This is a genomic window from Stenotrophomonas sp. 278, from assembly GCF_003935715.1.
Classification (GTDB): domain Bacteria; phylum Pseudomonadota; class Gammaproteobacteria; order Xanthomonadales; family Xanthomonadaceae; genus Stenotrophomonas; species Stenotrophomonas maltophilia_AH.
On sequence record NZ_RHPP01000041.1, the window covers coordinates 14,716 to 31,068 of the forward strand.

Genomic DNA, 16,353 nt, shown 5'->3' on the forward strand with positions numbered 1-16,353 from the left:
CTTCGGATGCTGGTGCCGCGCTGCGCGCGGGTACCACGCATGGCGTGGTACCTACGAATTGTTACGTGCACAGGACGATCGCGTTGTTCGCCGGGCGCGCGCCCGGCGGGGCTTCGGATGCATTCCGGTACCACGCATGGCGTGGTACCTGCGGGAATCATGCAACCCGTAGAGCCACGCCCTGCGTGGCTGCTCTTCGTTCCGGCGTCATGAACGCCTGGAACACGTCTTCGGCCACCTCTAAACGTTGGTTCGTGGATCGCAACGTGGTGGATGCGGTCTTCGGATGCTTGTGCCGCGCTGCGCGCGGGTACCACGCATGGCGTGGTACCTACGAATTGTTACGTGCACAGGACGATCGCGCTGTTCGCCGGGCGCTCGCCCGGCGGGGCTTCGGATACATGGCGCAACGGCGCACCGTGCGCGGATTGACGCACCCGGCACGTCCGGCATCGTGCGCAACGTTCGGACGCCGAACCATGCGGACGCGAAACGGGCATCTGCGGCGATTGATTTCTTCAATACTGGAACGCAGTTCTCACCACAACGGGGCGGATGCGCCATCAAGTTGTATTGACATCGAAATTCATTGAAACACGTCGTTTTTGCCTATTTCTTTGCGATTTTCAGAGGGGCATGGTGCGCGGACGGAGTCTAGAAGCTCCTACGAAACCTGTAGTGTTCAAACGTGCCTGGTCGGGAGGGTGGCTAATACAACACCCTCCTCCGGGGAAATATGCCCACCGTCTGTTTCGTACGGCTTCTAGCCTCCCGACCTCCCCTCGCCAGCCGGCGAGGGGGCACACAGCTGTCGAGGACATACGATGCAGACGCGAAGGGCAAAGACCCCAGCAGTTGAATCATCCGCACATCCCGAACCCCAACACGAAAACGTCGCCCCCACTGCCGGCCACGGCATCCCCTGGGACATCTACGACGATCCCACCACACCTTTCTTCATGTCACGCGGCCATTGGCTCAGCGAAGTCGGCATGGGCTCCGGCACCCGCATCCGTACCGAATACGGCGAGGGTTTCCTGCTCTACCGCGTGATCGGTCCGCATGGTCCCGTAGCCCTGCACGTCCCCAAAATTCTGGACCGCACCGTGCGCTACACCGAAGTGCTGCCGTACAGCCACATCCCACCCCATCTGAGGAACCGTCGATGAAAAATCCGAAGTGGTTCAAGTTCAAGATGGAAGACGAAATGCGCTGCCGCCTCAAAGGCATCGCCAAGCGTCGCAAATACCACGCCCCCGATCTGGTGCGGCTGCTGGTGGATCGCCTGATCGCCTATGAGAACGACCCGCACGTCGTCGACCTCACCGTGTGGAGCAACACGGTCAACAAGGCGGCCATGGCGACCAGCAAGGCGACCAAGCCGTTGACTGAGCCGGCGCACGGCGAAGAGGACGAAGTGGACCGGGCGCGGCGCGAGGGCTGGGCCAGCCCGAAGTTCGGCCGCCGGTAACCAAGGGTAGGGACGGGCCGTGCCCGTCCCCCCTCAAATCGGTCCCACCCGCCGTCCCGGCCTGAATCACTGGCAACGTTTTCATCCTGAATGGGGTGGGCCGGTTGGGATTATCCGGCCCAAAACGACGCACCCATGACGCTTTCGTCCCTATGTTGTTGAAAAATATACGTTTAATATAGAGTGCTGCCCACTCGCCACTGTCACCATTTCCCTGTACGTTAGACGGGTGATCTGAGCCAGCGTTTCGCCTGCGGAACACTGGAACTTTTTAACCCCCCAGCAGTCCAAATACCGGACTGCTAAAATGACGACCATGAGCCAGAACACCTCTACTGCCCTTGTGGCAAACAATCTCCCGATTCCCAGTGCGCTCGGTTCGCTGGACGCCTACATCGGTGCCGTGCACCAGATTCCGGTGCTGTCGGTCGATGACGAGCAGGATCTGGCCCGTCGCTTCCGCGACGAGCAGGATCTGGACGCCGCGCGCGAGCTGGTCCATTCCCACCTGCGTTTCGTAGTGCACGTGGCCCGTGGCTACAACGGCTACGGCCTCGCCTTGGGCGACCTCATCCAGGAAGGCAACATCGGCCTGATGAAGGCGGTGAAGCGCTTCGACCCGGACATGGGCGTTCGCCTGGTTTCCTTCGCGGTGCACTGGATCCGTGCCGAAATGCACGAGTTCATCCTGAAGAACTGGCGCATCGTGAAGGTCGCCACCACCAAGGCGCAGCGCAAGCTGTTCTTCAACCTGCGCAAGTCCAAGACCCGCCTGGGGTGGATGAACGCGGCCGAAGTCAGCGCTGTGGCCAAGGACCTCAACGTCTCCGAACGTGAAGTGCTGGAAATGGAATCGCGCCTGTCCGGTCGCGACATCGGTTTCGACGCACCGACCGACGAAGACAACGACAACGCGCCGCCGTCGCCGGCTGCGTTCCTGGTTGCCAACGATGAAGACCCGTCGATGGCCTACGAGCGTGCTGACAGCGAAGACAACCAGCTGCAGCTGCTGCGCGAAGGTCTGGCCGAGCTGGACGCCCGCTCGCGCGACATCATCCGTCGCCGCTGGCTGGACGCCGACAGCAAGGTCACCCTGCAGGAACTGGCCGATGAGTACGGCGTCTCCGCCGAACGCATCCGTCAGGTGGAAGCCAACGCCCTGAAGAAGATGAAGGCGTTGTTCGCAGCCTGACTTTGCGGCAAGGCATCAAACAAAAAACCCGGCAGCGCCGGGTTTTTTGTTGTGTGCGAGGGTGTGCCGACCAACGGTCGGCACCTACCGGTTACGCCTGCTCGCGTGCAATCGCCCGCCAACCAATATCCCCACGATGGAACTCGTGTTCCCAGGTGACCCTGGCCACACCGGCATACGCGTTCGCCTGCGCTTCACCCACGCTGTTACCCAGCGCCGCCACACACAGCACGCGGCCACCGGCGCTGAGCACCTGGCCCTGCGCGTCCAGCGTGGTGCCGGCATGGAAGACCTTGGCGCTGGCCGGCACCTGATCCAGACCGCTGATCACATCACCGGTGATCGGGGTTTCCGGATACGGCGAAGCCGCCATCACCACGCCCAGCGACGGGCGCGGGTCCCACTGGGCCTGCGTCTCATGCAGGCGCTCATCGATCGCGGCTTCGACCAGATCCACCAGATCCGATTGCAGGCGCAGCATCACCGGCTGGGTTTCCGGGTCGCCGAAGCGGACGTTGAACTCGATCACCTTCGGCGCGCCGCTGGCGTCGATCATCAGTCCGGCATACAGGAAGCCGGTGAACGGAATGCCGTCGGCAATCATGCCCTGCACGGTGGGGTTCACCACTTCGCGCATCACGCGCGCATGCACTTCGTCGGTGACCACCGGGGCGGGGGAGTAAGCGCCCATGCCGCCGGTGTTCGGACCGGTGTCGCCGTCGCCGACGCGCTTGTGGTCCTGCGAGGTCGCCATCGGGAGCGCGGTCCTGCCGTCGACCATCGAGATGAAACTGGCTTCTTCGCCGTCCAGGAACTCCTCGATCACCACGCGCGCACCGGCGTCGCCGAAGGCATTGCCCGACAGCATGTCGCGCACCGCCGCTTCGGCTTCGTCCAGCGTCATCGCCACGATTACGCCCTTGCCGGCGGCGAGGCCGTCGGCCTTGATCACGATCGGCGCGCCCTTCTCACGCACGTACTGCAGCGCGGCGTCCACGTCGGTGTGGACGGCGTAGAAGGCGGTCGGGATGTTGTGGCGGGCCAGGAAGTCCTTGGCGTAGGCCTTGCTGCCTTCCAGCTGCGCGGCCTTCGCGGTCGGCCCGAAGATGCGGTGGCCCGCAGCGCGGAAGCGATCCACCACGCCGGCGACCAGCGGCACTTCCGGGCCCACCACGGTCAGCTCGACGCCTTCCGCTTGCACCAACGCCAGCAGGCCGTCCAGATCGGTGACCTTGACGGCCACATTGCGGCACTTGGCTTCGGTTGCGGTGCCGGCGTTGCCGGGAGCCACCAGCACTTCGCTGACGCGGGCGGACTGGGCCAGCTTCCAGGCAAGGGCATGTTCACGGCCGCCAGAGCCGATGACGAGGATTTTCAAGGCAGTTCTCGCAACAAAGGAAAGAAAGAAGAACGGGGACCGCTATCGCCCGGTCCCCGCTGGCTCATCAATGCCGGAAATGACGCACGCCGGTGAACACCATCGCAATCCCATGCTCATCCGCCGCCGCAATCACCTCAGCGTCGCGCATCGAGCCACCCGGCTGGATCACCGCCTTGATGCCGGCCGCTGCCGCTGCATCGATACCGTCGCGGAACGGGAAGAACGCATCAGACGCCATCACCGAGCCTTCCACCACCAGATTCGCATCACCGGCCTTGATCCCGGCAATGCGCGCCGAATACACGCGGCTCATCTGGCCGGCACCGACGCCGATGGTGCGGTTGTCCTTGGCGTACACAATGGCGTTCGACTTCACGAACTTGGCCACGTTCCAGGCAAACAGCAGGTCAGTGAACTGCTTCTCGGTCGGAGCCAGCTTGCTCACCACCTTCAGCTCGTCACGGCTCATGCCGCGGTTGTCGGCGCTCTGCACCAGCAGGCCCGAGCCGATGCGCTTGGTGTCGTAGTTGTTGCGCCCGTCGCCGTGCGGAATGCGCAGCACGCGCACGTTGGCCTTCTTCTGCGCGTATTCCAGCGCGGCCGGTTCGTAGTCCGGAGCGATCAGCACTTCAACGAACTGGCGGTCCAGGATGGCCTGCGCGGTGGCCGCATCCAGCGGCTTGTTGAAAGCGATGATGCCGCCGAAGGCGCTGGTGGGGTCGGTGGCGTAGGCCAGCTCATAGGCATCGCCGTTGGCCACGCCCACCGCCACGCCGCACGGATTGGCATGCTTGACGATGACGCAGGCCGGGGCGTCGAACTGACGCACGCATTCCCATGCGGCATCGGCGTCGGCCAGGTTGTTGTAGCTCAGTTCCTTGCCCTGCAGCTGCTGGAACGTCGCCAGGGTGCCCGGCACCGGGTACAGGTCGCGGTAGAACGCGCCAGCCTGGTGCGGATTCTCGCCATAGCGCAGGTCCATCACCTTGAGGAAGTTGGAATTCATCTGCGCAGGGAACTCGGTGCGCAGCGGCACGGCGGCGTCGGTGGCGGTCACCGAGGACAGGTAGTTGCTGATCGCGGCGTCGTACTGGGCCACGCGATTGAACGCGGCGACCGAGAACGCAAAGCGCTTGGCGGCCGAGAGCTGACCGTCGTTGGCGTCCAGCTCGGCCAGCAGCTCGGCGTACTGGGCCGGGTCGGTGGCCACGGCGACCCGGGCGAAGTTCTTGGCTGCCGAGCGCAGCATGGCCGGGCCACCGATGTCGATGTTCTCAACGGCGTCGGCGAGGGTGCAGTCGGCCTTGGCGGTGACCGACTCGAACGGGTACAGGTTCAGTACCAGCAGGTCGATCGGAGCGATGCCATGCTCGGCCATCACCGCCTCGTCCTGGCCGGCACGGCCAAGCAGGCCGCCGTGCACCACCGGGTGCAGGGTCTTGACCCGGCCGTCCATCATTTCCGGGAAGCCGGTGACATCGGCCACGTCCTTGACCGGCAGGCCGGCGTCGCGGATCGCCTTGGCGGTGCCGCCAGTGGACAGCAGTTCCACGTTGCGGGCGGCCAGGGCACGGGCCAGGTCGATCAGGCCGGTCTTGTCGGAAACGGAGAGCAGGGCCCGGCGCACGGGCAGCAGATCGGAACTCATGGGGGCGGCAGTTCGAAGCGGAGCGGGTGCATATTGTAGGCTGTGCGGCATCCGCCTTCGACCGCAGGAAAGGAATCGTGTCGATATACGCTTTGAAAGGACGCTTCCAGGCCCTGCTGCGGCCGGCTGTCGGGGCGCTGTACCGGGCGGGCGTTACCGCCAACGCGGTGACCGTGGCCGCCGCGCTGGTTTCGCTGGGCGCGGCCTGTGCCGTTTACGTCTGGGGTCCGGGGCAGCCGCTGCTGTACCTGCTGCTCCCGGGCTGGATGCTGCTGCGCATGGCGCTGAACGCCGTGGACGGCATGCTGGCGCGCGAGTTCGGCCAGCAGTCCCGGCTGGGGGCCTATCTCAACGAGCTGTGCGACGTCATCGCCGACGCCGCCTTGTACCTCAGCCTGCTCAGCGTACCGGGCGTGTCGGCCACCGCGCTGTGGACCCTGACCTGGTCAGCGGCGGTCTGCGAGTACGCCGGGGTGCTGGGGCTGATGGCGGGGGCCAGCCGACGCTACGATGGCCCGATGGGCAAGAGTGATCGTGCTTTTGTAGTGGGCGTGACAGGATGTGCCCTGGCCTTCGGTTGGCTGGAAGGGACCTGGGTGGGCCATGTGGCCTGGGCGGCAGCCGCACTGTGTGCGCTGACCACCTGGCGACGGGTACGCAATGGATTGGCGGAAGCGGGCTGATTGGCCGGCACCGCTGGCTGCACAACGGAGTGATGCATGCGCGAAGAGCAACAGCTGACGTTTCACAGTTTTGATGGCCAGGAACTGTTTTACCGGTACTGGCCGGCTGCTACAGGCACAGCCACGGCCAAAGCGGTCGTCCTGCTGCACCGCGGCCACGAGCACTCGGGCCGGGTGGTCCACCTGGTCGATGAGCTGGACATGCCGGATGCGGCCGTGTTCGCCTGGGATGCCCGCGGCAATGGCCGTTCGCCCGGCGTACGTGGCGATGCGCCCGGTTTTGACGCACTGGTGCGCGACCTGGATCGCTTCATTGCGCTGATCGGCCAGCAGCATGGCATCGCAGTGCAGGACATCGCCATCGTCGCGCAGAGCGTCGGTGCCGTGGTGGCAGCTACCTGGGTGCACGACTACGCGCCGCCGCTGCGGGCGCTGGTGCTGGCGTCGCCGGCATTCAAGGTGAAGCTGTACGTGCCACTGGCAGTGCCGGGCCTGAAGCTGATGCAGAAGCTGCGCGGCAACTTCTTCGTCAACAGCTACGTCAGACCACAGTGGTTGACCCATGATCCGGCACGCGTCGAGAGCTACCGCAGCGACCCGCTGATCACCCGGCCGATCTCGGTGCGCGTGCTGCTGGGGCTGTACGAGGCGGCCGAACGCGTGGTCGGAGACGCACAGGCCATCACCGTGCCGACCCAGCTGCTGGTGTCCGGTTCGGATTTCGTGGTGCATCGCGCACCGCAGGACCGGTTCTACGAGCGTCTGTCCAGCCCGGTGAAGGAGCGTCATCTGCTGCCCGGCTTCTTCCACGACACGTTGGGAGAGCGCGACCGCGCACCCGCCATTGCCGCCATCCGCCGCTTCCTCAAAGAGCGCTTTGCAGTGCCCGCGGTACGCCCCAGCCTGCGCGACGCGCATCGCCAGGGGCCGACCTTCAACGAGGCCGAAGTGCTGGCTTGGCCGCCGCAGCGCAACAGCGTGCAGGACCTGTACTGGCGCTTCACCCGTACGGGGCTGCGCTTCGGCGGCAAGCTCTCCGAAGGCATCGCGTTGGGACTGCAGACCGGATTCGATTCGGGCAGCACGCTGGATTACATCTATCGCAACGAGGCGCGCGGCCGGGGGCCGCTGGGCCGGCTGGTCGACCGCAGTTATCTGGATGCGATCGGCTGGCGCGGCATCCGGATCCGACGCAGCCACGTGCGCGAACTGCTGCAGTCCGGAGCACAGCGCCTGCGCGCCGCAGGACAGCCGGTGCGGGTGCTGGACGTGGCCGCCGGGCACGGCCGCTACGCGCTCGATGACCTGGCGCAAGGCGGGCAGCGTGCAGATTCCATCCAGCTCCGTGACTTCAGTCCGCTCAATGTCGAGCAGGGCAGGGCTTTGATCCGGCAGTTCAACGCAGAGGACATCGCCACGTTCGAGCAGGGCGATGCGTTCGACGCGCCGTCGCTCGCCGCGTTGCCGGTGGCACCGACGCTGTCGATCGTGTCGGGCCTGTACGAGCTGTTCGCCGACAACGACGCCGTGTCGCGCTCCCTGCAGGGCATCGCTGCGGCGATGCGCGAGGGTGGCTATCTGGTCTATACCGGGCAGCCCTGGCACCCGCAGCTGGAGTTCATCGCCCGCGCGCTCACCAGCCACCGCGAAGGCGCGGCGTGGGTGATGCGCCGACGCACCCAGCAGGAGATGGATGAGCTGGTCCGGCTGGCCGGGTTTGAGAAGGTCGAGCAGCGCATTGATGCGTTCGGCATCTTCACCGTATCACTGGCGCGACGGGTGGCCCATGGCTGAGGGCATCCGCCCGTGGCGACGCGCGCTGCTGTGGCTGGCACTGCTGGGGCCGTTCTTCTTCCTCAGCTACGGCTTTGCCAATCACCTGGCCTCGCTGCAGGCGTTCGTGCCATCGATCGTATTCAACTGGGAAGCGCGCATCCCGTTCCAGGCCTGGACCATCGTGCCGTACTGGTCGATCGACCTGTTCTACGTGGCGTCCTTCTTCATCTGTACGTACCGCGCCGAGCTGGATGCACACGCGCGTCGGCTGTTGACCGCGCAGTTGCTGTCGGTGACGTGTTTCCTGCTGTGGCCGCTGCGCTTCAGCCTGGAACGGCCGGAGACCGGCGGGGTATTCGGCTGGCTGTTCGATGTGCTGCTGGGCTTCGACAAACCGTTCAACCAGGCTCCCTCGCTGCACATCGTGCTGCTGGTGGTGCTGTGGGTACGCTACCAGCAGCACCTGCAGGGAGGGTGGCGCGCGGCGCTGCACGTGTGGTTCGGCCTGATCGGACTGTCGGTGCTCACCACCTGGCAGCACCATTTCATCGACGTACCCACCGGCGTGGCGGTGGGGTGGCTTTGCGTCTGGTTGTGGCCGATTGAAGCGCGCTCGCCGCTGGCAGCGTGGCGGACCGCGCGCGACCCGGTACGTTGGAAGCTGGCAGCGCTGTACGCACTCGGTAGTGCGGGCTGTGCCGCGCTGGCACTGCAGCTGGGCGGCTGGGCGCTGTGGCTGGGGTGGCCGGCGCTGTCGCTGGCACTGGTGACGTTGGCGTATGCCGGCTTCGGTACGGCGGTGTTCCAGAAGCAGGAAGATGGCCGCCTGAGCATGGCCGCCTGCTGGCTGCTGGCCCCGTATCTGCTGGCGGCATGGTGCAATTCACGCTGGTGGACGCGGCGCGCCCCGCATCCGCAGCAGGTGGTTGAAGGGGTCTGGCTTGGTCGCCTGCCGGAAGCAGGTGCCGCATTGCAGCCGGTGACCGTGGTGGACGTCTGCGCTGAACTGCCGTTCCGCGGGCGGGTCCGGCATTACCGTCAGGTGCCGATGCTGGATCTGGCGACGCCCAGTCCTGAAGTGCTGCGCCGGGCCGCAGAGGCCATTGCACATGGTCATCGCCGCGGCAGCGTACTGGTGTGCTGCGCGCTGGGCTACTCACGCAGCGCGGCGGCGCTGGCGACCTGGCTGTGCCTGAGCGGGCGCGCTGAAAGCGCCGACAAGGCGGTGGCGCTGCTGGCCCAGGATTGCCCGTGGATCGTGCTGGCACCGCGTCATCGTTACGCCATCGAGCAGGCGCTGCTCCTGCCTGAGTCGCAGGGGACACTCCAGGTGAATGCATGAGCGACATGATGCAGATCCGCACCATGGCCGCTGTCCTTCGACAGGGTCGTGGGTTGGCGTCGGTGGCCTGGCTGTGCGCGGCTGCCGGACTGGCCCTGCTGTGCCTGGGGCCGCTGACGACGCTGGCCAGCGCAGCGGCATTGTTTTCCCTGATGGCCGGCGTGGTGCAGGCCGGCTACGCGGTCCGCGTCAATTTCGATCACGCACTGCTGGAGGGCTTTGCTGCCACCGGCCAACATGACGACGCGGCGCGCCTGGACGCGGCACTGGCCGCGCTGGGGCTGCGCGAGAAAACACAGATTCAGCGCAGCTGGGCGGATCGCTGGCGGGGCATGCGCGGGCTGCTGCGTGGCCAATGCATCGCGCTGATGGTGCAGGTGCTGCTGCTGCTCTGCGCGTTCTGGCTGCGCGGATGACGTGGGACAAGGAGAACCGATACATGCGGGAGATCACCGATGCTGGCTGATGTGGTGGCACGTGGCTGTAGTGGTGCGATCCGCACCCTGACCGGAGCACGGGCGCTGTGGCAGGGTTGCGCGCCCTCCAGCGATCACCGCGTTTACTACGGCAACCACGCCAGCCACGGCGATTTCGTGCTGATCTGGTCGTCGCTGCCGGTGCAGCTGCGCCGGCAGGTGCGTCCCGTGGCGGCCGCCGAATACTGGCAGCGCGACGGCCTGCGGCGTTACCTGATCCACGCGGTGTTCAACGGCGTTCTGATCGAGCGTGAACGCACGGCGCGGCAGCACGATCCGATCGCATGCCTGTGCCAGGCGGTGGACGAGGGCAATTCATTGATCCTGTTTCCAGAAGGGACGCGCAACCCTGAAGAGGGGGTGCTTCCCTTCAAGAGCGGCATCTACCACCTGGCACGGCAGCGGCCTGAACTGGAGTTCGTGCCTGTGTGGATCGACAACCTCAAGCGGGTGATGCCGAAGGGGCGTTGGCTGCCGCTGCCGCTGCTATGCACTACCACCTTCGGCGAACCGCTGCGATTGAACGCGGGCGAGGACAAGCAGCAGTTCCTTGATCGCGCCCGCGATGCCTTGCTGGCGCTGGATCCGCAGCAGGCACGGAGCGGCTCATGATCGCGTTGCAGAACCTTGCCGCACAGATCGCACAGCTCTCCACCCATGCGCAGACCCGGCTGCTGTTTGCCGGTATTGCCGCCGTGCTGGTGGTGGCCACGGTAATCGCCGAGACGCTGCGCTGGCGGACCCGGCATGCGCCCAGCAGCGTGGTGGCAAACCTGGTATCGCGCATCCGCGCGTGGTGGGTGATGGCGGCGGTGGTCGCGCTGGCGTTCTTCTTCGGCCGCACCGGCGTGATCGTGCTCTTCGCGATTGTGTCGCTGTTCGCGCTGCGCGAGTTCATCACCCTCACCCCGACCCGGGCGGGCGACTACTACGCGCTGCTGGCCGCGTTCTACGTGGTGCTGCCGTGGCAGTACTGGCTGGTGTGGACAGACTGGTACGGCATGTACACGCTGCTCATTCCGGTCTACGCGTTCCTGTTCCTGCCCATCCTGGCGACCATCGGCGGTGACACTACCCACTACCTGGAGCGCACGTCGAAGGTGCAGTGGGGCCTGATGATCTGCGTGTTCTGCATTTCGCACGTGCCGGCGCTGCTGAACCTGCGGCTGGATGGCGTGGAGCCGGCGCGCAACCTGCTGCTGTTCGCCTTCCTCGTGATCGTGGTGCAGTCCTCCGACGTGCTGCAGTACATCTGGGGCAAGCTGCTGGGCCGGCACCTGATCGCACCGAAGCTGTCACCGTCCAAGACGGTGGAGGGCTTTGTCGGCGGTGTGCTGTCGGCCAGTGCGCTGGGCGCGGCGCTGTGGTGGCTGACCCCGTTCACCCCCTGGCAGGCGTTCGGCATGTCGCTGGCGATCAACCTGATGGGCTTCTGGGGTGGCCTGGTGATGTCGGCGATCAAGCGCGATCGCGGCATCAAGGACTGGGGCCACATGATCGAGGGCCATGGCGGCATGCTCGACCGCTTGGATTCGGTGTGCTTTGCCGCACCGGTGTTCTTCCACCTGGTGAGGTATTTCTGGGGTTGAACGGCGTGCCGACCAACGGTCGGCACCTACCAGCATGCATGGACCGATACGACCGGTCGGCACCTACCAGCATGCATGGACCGATACGACCGGTCGGCACCTACCAGCATGCATTGACCGGTACGACCGGTAGGTACCGACCGTTGGTCGGTACGCGGGCATCAGGTCGCGATGCCGTATTCCTTGAGCTTCTTGCGCAGTGTGGCGCGGTGAATGCCCAGCATGGCCGCGGCGCGGCTCTGGTTGCCTTCGCAGTGGTTCAGCACTTCCACGAACAGCGGAATTTCCATCTCGCGCAGGACGATCTCGTACACATCGTCCGCATCGCAGCCATCCAGGTCGCGCAGGTAGCGCCGGACCGACTGGGCCACGTGTTCGCGCAGCGGTGGCTTGGCCGCGCCACGACTGGTGTCAGGACGAGAAAAGACTGCGTTCAAGAAGGATCCCGGGTGCGAATGCCGGAGCGGACCGCAGCCCCGGACGGTAAGTCGAAGGCGACCAGTCTAGCGCGTGCCGCTGGCCCCCGCCATGCCGGAACGCGCAATAAAGGGTTACAGCAGTGAACGCTTACAGGAACTCGAAGGTGAACGCGACCGTGGAGGCGGCGGGTTCACGCACGCGGAACGCGATCTGTGCGCTCTGCCCCGGTTCAAGTACGGAGGCCGTGTCGCCACCCGGTCCCAGATAGTCCTGAGGCGCGAACACGCCGGTGCCGATCACCCGGCCATCGGCGTCGGAGAGCGACAGCCGCAGCTGCGGCCAGGCCTGCGCCCAGCGTGCGTCGTTGCGGAAGCTGGCCTGCACCTGCAACGCGCCCGGCTGTGTGGGGACCGGCCGTACATCACGGCTGATCATGCTGAAAGCGGTGGGCTCATGCCAGGCGGGCAGGCTGCAACGCAGTACGCTGCACAATCCGGCCACCCACGGTCGGCTGCCCGCATCGGCAGCCAGGTTGGCACGGTCGGCCACCATGATCTGCACAACCAGCAAGGCCACCAGCCCACCGACCAGTCCCCATTGCCAGCGCGGCGCGCGCGGCGCAGCGACGGGCGCGCGTGTAAAACTGGGAGCGGTCGCCGAAGGTTCTTGCGGCGGCGAGGGCGGTGCCGAAACGGGTTCCGGTTCCGCGGGCATGGATTCGGTCGGCGGTTCCTGCGCGGAGAACGCTTCGCCCACCTCGTCTGCTTCCGTTGCGTGTGCTGCCTGTTCCGGCGCGGACCCGGCTGCTGGCTCAGGCGCGGCAGCAGGTCCGGGCGTGGCACGCAGGAACGTGGCCAGGGGGCGGCGGGGTGGCGGTGTTGGCTCGGTCATGCGTCAGGGCCGGGCGAAGAGGCTGCTATTCAAGCACGACGGACGCCGGTGATGCGCATCCAGTCGTCTTCGCGCACCGCTTCAAGCTGGTCGAACCACGCCGCGTAACGCTGCAGCAGTTCGTCTTCCTGACCGTGCAGGATGCCTGAGAGTGCGATACGCCCGCCCGGTGCCACGCGGGCAGCCAGCACCTCGGCCAGGGCATCCAGTGCGGAAGCCAGGATGTTGGCGACCACCACAGGGTAGGTCGCCTGCGGCTCGTCAGCCGGCAGATGGACCTGCATCCGGTGCAGTTCGCCATTGCGCTCGGCATTGTCGCCGGTGGCGATCAGCGCCTGAGGGTCGTTGTCCACACCCACCGCCTGGGCGGCACCCAGTTTGAGCGCGGCCAGTGCCAGGATGCCCGACCCGCAGCCGAAGTCGAGCACGGTGCGGCCGGCAAGCACGCCTTCGGCTGCCAGGCTGTCCAGCCAGCGCAGGCACAGCGCGGTGGTCGGGTGCGTCCCCGAGCCGAAGGCGAGGCCAGGGTCCAGTCGTACCACTGCGGCATCGCTGCCTTGTGCGGCCTCGGGCAGCTCATGGTTCCACGGCACGATCCAGGTCCGCGAGCCGAACGCCATCGGCTGGAACTGGTCCAGCCAGGCGCGTTCCCAGTCCTCGTCCTCCACGGCACGGAAGCTTGCGCTTTCCCATTGCAGACCGGGATCGAACGCTTCCAGCGCGGCGAGCAGCGCCAAGGCATTGGTGTCGGCCGGGAACAGGGCGGTCAGTACCAGATCGTTCCACAGCGGGGTCTCGCCCACGCCCGGTTCCAGGATGGCGCGCTCGTTGCTGGTGTCGGCGTCGGCATCCAGGAGGGTCACCGCCAGTGCGCCCACATCATCCAGCGCGTTCTCGTAACGGGGCTGGGTGGCTTCGGTGCAGTGCAGGGTGAGTTCCAGATACGGCATGGGCAGGGCGCAGTCGGCGGGGAAGCGAGCATGCTAGACGATTGCGCCGTGTGCTGCCCGGTTGATCTCAGTATTTGGTGAGAATTCAGCCTTCGTCATGTTCAGGCAGGCCGCCGACAGCTTGATAAACTGGCGCTTCTGTCACCCACAAGCGGGCTCGCCCCTTCTGACATGACGTTTGTGCCCACCCTTAAAACCTGGCTGCTGGTGGTTCCGGCCCTGGCCTTGCTGGGGGTGGTGGGCTACCGCGCCGGTGGGCGTGCGCTTCCTCCTTCCGATCACGCCGAGGTAGCGGTAACCGACGTGCCCGCAGCGGGCACCGGGACGCCATTCCGCGCGCAGGACCTGGCCCGCCAGCTGATCGAGATGGAGCGCCCGAACGCCGTGCCGTCCGGTCTGCCTCTGGACATCCGCGCCGACATCGAGGGAGACACCGATCTGTTCGCCTACGCGCAGCGCCTGCGCCAGCAGGCTGCGGAAGGCAATGCCGAGGCGCGCTGGATGGTCAGTCGTGTCTATGACTACTGCGCGCTGTATGCCATGGATCCGGGCGGCTATCAGCTGGACAACAACCTGCTCAGCAGCATGGGCATGAATGGCACGGCCCCCATCGTGCAGGCACGTGAGCGGGTGGCGCGCCGGTGTGGCGGATTCGTCGCCGCCGACGGACTGGGCCGCAGGCTGATTCTCACCCAGCGCCTGCAGGCGGCGCAGGCAGGCAATCTGGCAGCCGAAGCGGCGCTGATGGCTGACGGTCAGCCGTTGCAGCCCACGTCTGACTATCGACGCGACCTGGTTGAACGTGTGCTTGATTCGCGCGACCCGGAAGCGTTCATGGCGCTGTCGCCCGCCATGGGCCAGCGTGCGGCCGGCGACGCTGCGCTGCAGGGCCTGGTGGCCGGTGATCCGTTCAGTGAACTGGCCTGGCGTCTGGCCGCCTGCGAGCTTGGCATGGCCTGCGGCCCGGACAGTGTGCTGATGAACAATTTCTGTGCGAACGGAGGGATCTGCTCGCAGGACAGTGGACAGGATTTTTCTGGTTTCGTGTATGACGCTGCGGTCTCGCGGCAAGGTGCGGGGAAAATGAAGACGTTGGTCGAAGAACTGATCAAGCGGAGAAACCGGCGATGAACTACCGTCGATTCCTGCATGGCGCAAAATTCTGGTTCTGGGTGGCCCTGTTCGTGGCTTACTCGGCCGGTGCGGTGGGCCTGGTGTTGATCGACACCTACGACGACCGTTACCGCAACCTGTCCAAGGTGAAGCTGACGTCGGTGAAGGTGCAGGAAGACGTGCGCCGTGCCGGTGCCAGCCAGGTGGCCGCGGTGTATCGCGCGCAAAGCGGTATGCCGTTTGCGTCACTCCCGGCGGGCAGCACCTTCCAGGTGGTGTGGCCGGACGGCTCGACTGAAACCATGGTGATTGTCGACCCGACCTCCACGCTGGGCGTGGCCCCGGTGAAGAACACCCAGGTGACGGCGGCGGACGCCAACCCCTGACCTGATCGGGGGCCTAGGAATGATCCCTTGGACAGCGGGCGCGAACTTCGATGTGATCGACGTTCGCTCCGACTGGCTGTTCCTGGAAGTTCCTGATGCCCATTGCCGTACAGCAATACCGGCAGGCGATCGCCCGCCCGCGCCGTCCCGAGATTCCCGCGCCGCCCCCACCGATTGAACCGCTGGCGATCCGGCGGGCGTCGACTCCCGCCCACCTGTTGCTGGGCCTGCTGGCGATCAGCAACGCCACGCCCGCGCCGGCCCGCATCTCTACCCGCCCGCCATTGCCGGCGGCACCGGCCAACTGTACGCGCACCGGTCCGGTGTGGAACGCGCCCACCGTCCTGCACGGCATCGCCCACTTCCTGCGCGCGCCAGTCACCACCATGGCGACCGAAATACACAACGCCCGGCTGGCCGCAGCGGGCGTGCGTTGCGCGCCGCCCCTGCCTTCGGGTACCCGGACGCTGATGCAGATCGGCGATTATCTCGCCGGCATGGGCGAGGGCGCGGTGCTGGGCGGGCGCGGCCTGCTGGCGCTGCGCACCACCGCAGCGGCGCTGGACGTCGCCGGCGACGTGGTCGAAGACGCTCCGCTGCAACCTGGCCTGGCCGAGGACGTGGTCGCCGCCCAGGCGGGGGTGCGTATGGAGGTAGCCCCCGAGGTGCCCCGCGCGCCGCTGCAGCCGCTCGCCGACACCGCGCCGGTCCGCCTGGGCGCCTGTTTCACGCGTCCACGCAGTTCGATCCCGCTGTTCGACGCCGCTGCCCGGGCGGTCGCGGAACAACCGCCGCTGGGCGACAGCTGGCGGGTAACGCGCCTGCAGCACAACGGCCTGCTTGCGATGCAATCGAGCGACGGTGCCGCGGCGCAGGCGGTGCGCGTAGACGGATTCTGCTACGCCGCCACGCGCCACGCCGATGGCAGCCTGCATATTGGTGGGATCCAGCTTTCGCTGGAGGACGGCCTCTACGGACTGGCGGCCGGGCGCACGCCATCAGAACCCGCACCTGCGTCGGTGCGCTGCGCGCGCG

17 protein-coding genes are annotated in these 16,353 nt (G+C 66.3%); 12 read left to right on the plus strand and 5 right to left on the minus strand.

Going from position 1 to position 16,353, the window contains the following annotated elements; all coding sequences use genetic code 11:
• Positions 1-824 precede the first annotated feature (824 nt).
• The 3 genes from EGJ34_RS08995 (at position 825) to rpoH (ending at position 2,663) form a co-directional block, all read left to right on the plus strand.
• Positions 825-1,169 (plus strand): hypothetical protein, encoded by a 345-nt coding sequence (locus EGJ34_RS08995; RefSeq protein ID WP_125360157.1) that lies wholly within the window; start codon positions 825-827, stop codon positions 1,167-1,169.
• Positions 1,166-1,471, plus strand: a complete 306-nt coding sequence (locus EGJ34_RS09000) for a hypothetical protein (RefSeq protein WP_125360158.1) — start codon at positions 1,166-1,168, stop codon at positions 1,469-1,471. The genes EGJ34_RS08995 and EGJ34_RS09000 overlap by 4 nt, the downstream gene beginning before the upstream one ends.
• 316 nt (positions 1,472-1,787) lie before the next feature.
• Positions 1,788-2,663, plus strand: a complete 876-nt coding sequence (rpoH, locus tag EGJ34_RS09005) for an RNA polymerase sigma factor RpoH (protein ID WP_125360172.1) — start codon at positions 1,788-1,790, stop codon at positions 2,661-2,663.
• Between the two features lie 91 nt (positions 2,664-2,754).
• Here rpoH and purD read toward each other — a convergent pair whose 3' ends face one another.
• A complete protein-coding gene (purD, locus tag EGJ34_RS09010; protein WP_125360159.1) occupies positions 2,755-4,041 on the minus strand; it encodes a phosphoribosylamine--glycine ligase in 1,287 nt (428 codons plus the stop codon).
• A 67-nt stretch (positions 4,042-4,108) separates the two neighbouring features.
• The gene (purH, locus tag EGJ34_RS09015; RefSeq protein WP_125360160.1) at positions 4,109-5,692 is read right to left on the minus strand and encodes a bifunctional phosphoribosylaminoimidazolecarboxamide formyltransferase/IMP cyclohydrolase; all 1,584 of its coding nucleotides are present in this window, start codon (positions 5,690-5,692) and stop codon (positions 4,109-4,111) included.
• 74 nt (positions 5,693-5,766) lie between these two features.
• On the opposite strand from purH, the gene EGJ34_RS09020 reads away from it, so the two are divergent.
• From EGJ34_RS09020 to EGJ34_RS09045, 6 genes are read left to right on the plus strand one after another with little or no spacing between them, the layout of a single operon-like run.
• Complete coding sequence (locus EGJ34_RS09020) at positions 5,767-6,375, plus strand: CDP-alcohol phosphatidyltransferase family protein (protein ID WP_185750119.1); 609 nt, start codon at positions 5,767-5,769, stop codon at positions 6,373-6,375.
• Positions 6,376-6,411: 36 nt separating this feature from the next.
• Entirely contained in the window at positions 6,412-8,169 is a 1,758-nt protein-coding gene (locus tag EGJ34_RS09025) for a bifunctional alpha/beta hydrolase/class I SAM-dependent methyltransferase (RefSeq protein WP_125360162.1), read from the plus strand.
• Positions 8,162-9,493, plus strand: coding sequence for a phosphatase PAP2/dual specificity phosphatase family protein (locus tag EGJ34_RS09030; protein ID WP_125360163.1), 1,332 nt, complete (start codon positions 8,162-8,164; stop codon positions 9,491-9,493). The genes EGJ34_RS09025 and EGJ34_RS09030 overlap by 8 nt, the downstream gene beginning before the upstream one ends.
• Positions 9,490-9,909, plus strand: coding sequence for a hypothetical protein (locus EGJ34_RS09035; RefSeq protein ID WP_125360164.1), 420 nt, complete (start codon positions 9,490-9,492; stop codon positions 9,907-9,909). The genes EGJ34_RS09030 and EGJ34_RS09035 overlap by 4 nt, the downstream gene beginning before the upstream one ends.
• A gap of 39 nt (positions 9,910-9,948) precedes the next feature.
• The gene (locus EGJ34_RS09040; RefSeq protein ID WP_125360165.1) at positions 9,949-10,581 is read left to right on the plus strand and encodes a lysophospholipid acyltransferase family protein; all 633 of its coding nucleotides are present in this window, start codon (positions 9,949-9,951) and stop codon (positions 10,579-10,581) included.
• The gene (locus EGJ34_RS09045; protein WP_185750120.1) at positions 10,581-11,558 is read left to right on the plus strand and encodes a phosphatidate cytidylyltransferase; all 978 of its coding nucleotides are present in this window, start codon (positions 10,581-10,583) and stop codon (positions 11,556-11,558) included. The genes EGJ34_RS09040 and EGJ34_RS09045 overlap by 1 nt, the downstream gene beginning before the upstream one ends.
• A 161-nt stretch (positions 11,559-11,719) precedes the next feature.
• On the opposite strand, the gene fis is transcribed toward EGJ34_RS09045, so the two are convergent.
• The 3 genes from fis to prmA all read right to left on the minus strand — a co-directional run bounded on the left by fis (position 11,720) and on the right by prmA (position 13,819).
• The gene (fis, locus tag EGJ34_RS09050) at positions 11,720-11,995 is read right to left on the minus strand and encodes a DNA-binding transcriptional regulator Fis (RefSeq protein ID WP_125360167.1); all 276 of its coding nucleotides are present in this window, start codon (positions 11,993-11,995) and stop codon (positions 11,720-11,722) included.
• A gap of 130 nt (positions 11,996-12,125) precedes the next feature.
• The gene (locus EGJ34_RS09055) at positions 12,126-12,869 is read right to left on the minus strand and encodes a DUF3426 domain-containing protein (protein WP_125360168.1); all 744 of its coding nucleotides are present in this window, start codon (positions 12,867-12,869) and stop codon (positions 12,126-12,128) included.
• A gap of 29 nt (positions 12,870-12,898) precedes the next feature.
• Positions 12,899-13,819, minus strand: coding sequence for a 50S ribosomal protein L11 methyltransferase (prmA, locus tag EGJ34_RS09060; protein ID WP_125360169.1), 921 nt, complete (start codon positions 13,817-13,819; stop codon positions 12,899-12,901).
• A 171-nt stretch (positions 13,820-13,990) separates the two neighbouring features.
• On the opposite strand from prmA, the gene EGJ34_RS09065 reads away from it, so the two are divergent.
• The 3 genes from EGJ34_RS09065 to EGJ34_RS09075 all read left to right on the plus strand — a co-directional run.
• Positions 13,991-14,950, plus strand: a complete 960-nt coding sequence (locus EGJ34_RS09065) for a hypothetical protein (RefSeq protein ID WP_125360170.1) — start codon at positions 13,991-13,993, stop codon at positions 14,948-14,950.
• Positions 14,947-15,318: a hypothetical protein gene (locus tag EGJ34_RS09070; protein ID WP_125360171.1), complete on the plus strand. Its 372-nt coding sequence runs from the start codon at positions 14,947-14,949 to the stop codon at positions 15,316-15,318. The genes EGJ34_RS09065 and EGJ34_RS09070 overlap by 4 nt, the downstream gene beginning before the upstream one ends.
• A gap of 95 nt (positions 15,319-15,413) precedes the next feature.
• The coding region (locus EGJ34_RS09075; protein WP_221740398.1) for a hypothetical protein at positions 15,414-16,353 on the plus strand (940 nt) is incomplete at its 3' end.